Annotated in this window: 3 protein-coding genes; all 3 read right to left on the bottom strand. The window is 68.4% G+C overall.

Features of this window, described 5'->3' with window-relative positions; all coding sequences use genetic code 11:
* Positions 1–451, bottom strand: a 451-nt coding sequence (locus B4M60_RS06385) for an ABC transporter ATP-binding protein (protein WP_291081373.1), incomplete at its 3' end; no start/stop codon positions are given.
* A gap of 58 nt (positions 452–509) precedes the next feature.
* Positions 510–1718, bottom strand: a complete 1209-nt coding sequence (gene sufD / locus B4M60_RS06390; RefSeq protein ID WP_291081375.1) for a Fe-S cluster assembly protein SufD — start codon at positions 1716–1718, stop codon at positions 510–512.
* Between the two features lie 5 nt (positions 1719–1723).
* The coding region (gene sufB / locus B4M60_RS06395; protein ID WP_291081376.1) for a Fe-S cluster assembly protein SufB at positions 1724–2822 on the bottom strand (1099 nt) is incomplete at its 5' end.

A 2822-nucleotide genomic window follows, 5' to 3' on the forward strand; every position in this document is an offset into this window, starting at 1 on the left:
AGCCCTCGTTGACGCTGCGCTCGGAGAAGGCCGGGTCGAAGTCGAGGTCGGCCATGGCCTCCTTGACCTCCTTGACCCAGTGCCGCAGCTTGGGCGCCTCGCCCCGCACGGCGGTGGCCGCGGTGCGCAGGAAGTTGGCGGTGGAGACACCGGGGATCTCGGTGGGGTACTGCATGGCCAGGAACAGGCCGGCGCGGGCCCGCTCGTCGACCTCCATGGACAGGACGTCCTCGCCGTCGAGGGTGACGGTGCCGCCGGTGACCTCGTACTTGGGGTGGCCGGCGATCACGTAGGCGAGGGTCGACTTGCCCGAGCCGTTGGGGCCCATGATGGCGTGGGTCTGGCCCGACTCGATGGTCAGGTCGACGCCCTTGAGGATGTCGACGGTCTCGGCGGAGGCGTCGGTCGCGGCGACGCGGGCGGTGAGGCCCTTGATCTCGAGGATGGTCATTGTTGTGCTCGCATTCCTTCTGAAGTCTTCTGGGGTGGTCTCTGGGTGAGGGCCGCGGTCAGATGCCGGAGGACTGCAGCTCGAGCTCGACGGCCTCGGTGATCCGCTCGCGGACCTCGGGCACGCCGATGCGGTTGATCACCTCGCCGAAGAACCCACGGACCACCAGGCGCCGGGCGACGTCCTCGGGGATGCCGCGGGACATGAGGTAGAACAGGTGCTCCTCGTCAAAGCGGCCGACGGCGCTGGCGTGCCCGGCGCCGGCGATCTCCCCGGTCTCGATCTCCAGGTTCGGCACGGAGTCCGCGCGCGCGCCGTCGGTGAGGACGAGGTTCCGGTTCATCTCGTAGGTGTCGGTGCCCTCGGCGGCCGCCCGGATGAGGACGTCGCCGACCCACACGGTGTGGGCGTCCGGCAGGGCGGAGGTGGCGTCGCCCTGCAGCGCGCCCTTGTAGAGGATCCGGGACGTGCAATGCGGCACCGAGTGGTCCACCAGGAGCCGGTGCTCGATGTGCTGGCCGTCGTCCGCGTAGTACAGGCCGTTGATCGTGACCGTTCCGCCTGGTGCAGTGAAGCCCGCGAATGGCGCGATCCGCACCACCTCTCCGCCGAACGTCACGGCGGTGTAGGTGAGGGTCGCGTCCCGGCCGACCTGCAGGTGGTGGTTGGCCAGGTGGAGGGCGTCGTCGTCCCAGTCCTGGATGAGGATCACCTCGAGGTGGGCGGAGTCGCCGACGATCAGCTCGACGTTCTCCGAGATCGTCCCGCCGCCGCGCTGGTCCACCACGACCGTGGCGTCGGCGAACGGCTCCAGGCGGATCTGCGAGTGGCCGTAGGCGAGCCGTCCCTCCCCCGGCCCGTCGACCGTGACGTAGACCGGCTCGCCGAGGACGGTCTCCTTGGCCACGGTGAGGACCGTGACCTCCTCGACGGAGGTGTAGGCCTGGGCGGCGGCCCGGTCGCGCGGGGCGCCGGCCTCCCCGACCCGCGGGTCGGCGGTGGTGACGGTCTCGATCGTCAGCCCGTCGCGGTCGGCCACGGAGACCAGCAGCCTCCCGGTGGCGGTGACGTTGGATCCGTCGTGGACCCCCCGCAGCCGCTTGAGCGGGGTGAAGCGCCAGATCTCGTCCTTGTGGCTGGGGACCTCGAAGGCGTTCACGTCGAACGACGAGAACTGGTCGCCCTTGGTGGCGTCCACGGGGATGCCGTAGCGGTCCGTCACCGGCGTCGGGCCGGATCCTGTGGCGGGTGTCGTGGTGTCGGTCATGGCGGTCAGCCCACCGATCCTTCCATCTGGAGTTCGATCAGTCGGTTGAGCTCGAGGGCGTACTCCATGGGGAGCTCCTTGGCGATCGGCTCGACGAATCCTCGGACGATCATCGCCATGGCCTCGTCCTGGGCCAGCCCGCGGCTCATGAGGTAGAACAGCTGGTCCTGGCTCACCTTGGAGACCGTGGCCTCGTGCCCCAGGGTCACGTCGTCCTCGCGGATGTCGATGTAGGGGTAGGTGTCGGAGCGGCTGATGTTGTCCACGAGGAGCGCGTCGCACTCGACGTTGGACTTGGAGCCCTTGGCGCCGGCGTTGATCTGGACCAGCCCGCGGTACGCGGACCGCCCTCCCCCTCGTGCCACCGACTTGGAGACGATGTTCGAGGACGTGTTGGGCGCCAGGTGCAGCATCTTGGAGCCGGTGTCCTGGTGCTGGCCCTCGCCGGCGAACGCCACGGAGAGCACCTCGCCCTTGGCGTACTCGCCGGTGAGCCACACGGCGGGGTACTTCATCGTCACCTTGGACCCGATGTTGCCGTCGATCCACTCCATGGTGGCGCCCTCCTCGGCGCGGGCGCGCTTGGTGACGAGGTTGTAGACGTTGTTCGACCAGTTCTGGATGGTCGTGTAGCGGCAGCGGCCGCCCTTCTTCACCACGATCTCGACCACGGCCGAGTGCAGCGAGTCCGACTTGTAGATCGGCGCGGTGCAGCCCTCGACGTAGTGCACGTAGGCGCCCTCGTCGACGATGATGAGCGTCCGCTCGAACTGGCCCATGTTCTCCGTGTTGATGCGGAAGTAGGCCTGCAGCGGGATGTCCACCTGGACGCCCGGCGGGACGTAGATGAACGAGCCTCCCGACCACACGGCGGTGTTGAGCGCGGAGAATTTGTTGTCACCCGCCGGGATCACCGAGCCGAAGTACTCCTCGAAGTACTCCGGGTGCTCCTTGAGCGCGGTGTCGGTGTCCATGAAGATGACGCCCTGGCTCTCCAGGTCCTCGCGGATCTGGTGATAGACCACCTCGGACTCGTACTGCGCGGCCACACCGGCCACCAGGCGCTGCTTCTCGGCCTCGGGGATGCCAAGCCGGTCGTAGGTG

This window comes from Dietzia sp. UBA5065 (assembly GCA_002415925.1).
GTDB lineage: Bacteria > Actinomycetota > Actinomycetes > Mycobacteriales > Mycobacteriaceae > Dietzia.